General features: G+C 75.2%; 1 protein-coding gene. It reads left to right on the top strand.

What is annotated here, in order from left to right; all coding sequences use genetic code 11:
* Nucleotides 1-256 precede the first annotated feature (256 nt).
* On the top strand, nt 257-1393 hold the full coding sequence (locus AOK17_RS45835) for an alpha/beta hydrolase (RefSeq protein ID WP_055618582.1): 1137 nt from the start codon (nt 257-259) through the stop codon (nt 1391-1393).
* Nucleotides 1394-1858 lie beyond the last annotated feature (465 nt).

Genomic DNA, 1858 nt, shown 5'->3' with positions numbered 1-1858 from the left:
GGGCCGGGTGGGCCGCCGTGCCTGATGTCCGACGCAACGGCGCGCAGCCGATGCCACCATCCCGGCGGTGCCTACCCCACGGATCCCACCGAATCCACCGACCCCAGTGATCCCACAGATCCCACCGACCCTGGTGATCCCACCGAACCCAGCGATTCCGACGGCCCCCTTCCGCCCCACACTCCGCCGAGCCGCACCGGAACACTCCTGCCCCGCTCCACTGGCCGAGAACGGGCTCCGTCAGGAGACTGGACGCGTGCGCACCGTGAATCCGACGGCAGCAGCCGTCACCGTCGCCATAGCCGGCGCAGCCACCGTCGCCGCCACGGTGGCGGCCGGCCGCTTCGCCAGCGACGCCGCTCTCAAGGCGCCGCCGGGCAAACCGCTGCCCACCGAGCCCCGCCTCACCGTGCACTCCACGGCGGCGGGACAGATCACCCTGACCCGCGCCCTGGCCTCACAGCGCCCGGGCCTGTACGGCCTCGGCGGCGACGGCAGCCACGCGGTCGTCGGCCCGCTCCTGAACGCCGCCCCGCACTCCGCCGACACGGTCGTACGCCGTCTGGAACGGGTCACGCACGGCACCCTGGAAGCCGGGGACAAGGTGTGGTTCACCCCGGGCGTGCACATCGGCAACCCGAGCACCGCCCTCGGCCTCGACCACGCCGACGTGGACGTCCCCGGCGAACTCGGAGCCCTGCCCGCCTGGTTCGTGCCCGCCGCCCGCGACACCTGGGTGATCACCGTGCACGGCCTCGGCGCCACCCGCGAACACCCCATGAACGTCATGGAGTTCCTGCACCGCCACCAGTTCCCCGTCCTCGACCTCGCCTACCGCGGGGACCTCGGCGCGCCCCGCCCTCCCGACGGCCTGAACCACCTCGGCGAGACCGAGTGGCGCGACCTGGACGCGGCCATCCGCTACGCCGTGCGCTACGGCGCCGAACGGGTCGTCCTGCACGGCTGGTCCACCGGCGCCACCATGGCCCTGCGCGCCGCGGCCCACTCGGCCATGCGCGAGCGGATCTCCGGCCTCGTCCTGGACTCGCCCGTCCTCAGCTGGGAGACCACGCTGCGCGCCCTCGCCACGGCCCGCCGCACCCCCGGCGCCCTGCTGCCGCTGGCCGTCCGCGCCGCCCAGGGCCGCACGGGGCTGCACGGCGACCGCATCGAGGGCGCCGCCGACCCCGAACGGCTCAAGGTGCCGATCCTCGTCCTGCACGGCCCGGACGACACGGTCGCCCCCTGGGGTCCCTCGCGCCGCCTCGCCCAGGCCCGCCCCGACCTCGTCACCCTGCACACGGTCCGGGGCGCCCCGCACGGCGCCATGTGGAACGCCGACCCGGCCGGCTACGAAGAGGCCCTCCGCCGCTTCCTCACCCCCCTGATGTAGCGACCTCGTCCGGCGCCTCATCTCCTGACGCGGCCTCCTCCCCGCCTCTCCCCGCCCGCTGCCGGGGTGTCCGTTCCACCCGGTCCCGGAGGTTCCGTTTAACTCCGTACGACCTACCCGTTCACGCCCCGGGAGTGCCCGCGGGGACCGGTGCGCGGGCCACGCCTGCGGCCCCTTGTGGCATTCCGTTTGGGTTTTCGGACCGTCAACCGGAAGACTGCCCCCGTGACGTCCCGTATCCCGCGCGACTCCAGGCTCCGACTCGTCCGCCCGCGAACCCTGGCCGCCGCCCCCCGAGCGATGACCCAGAGGCCCACGCGCCGACCCGCCCCCCGCCCGCCGGAAGGCACACCGGCACCCGCGGAACTCGCCCGCATGGCGCGCTCCGTGCTCGCCGGCGCGGCCCGCGTCGCCCGCTGGGCCGACGCCGGCCTGGGCCCGGCCACGGACCGCGAAGGCACCGCT

It is taken from the genome of Streptomyces phaeochromogenes, assembly GCF_001418655.1.
Classification (GTDB): domain Bacteria; phylum Actinomycetota; class Actinomycetes; order Streptomycetales; family Streptomycetaceae; genus Streptomyces; species Streptomyces phaeochromogenes.
The sequence above is the reverse complement of the archived record's forward strand: the minus strand, read 5'-3'. Positions and strand labels throughout refer to the sequence as shown.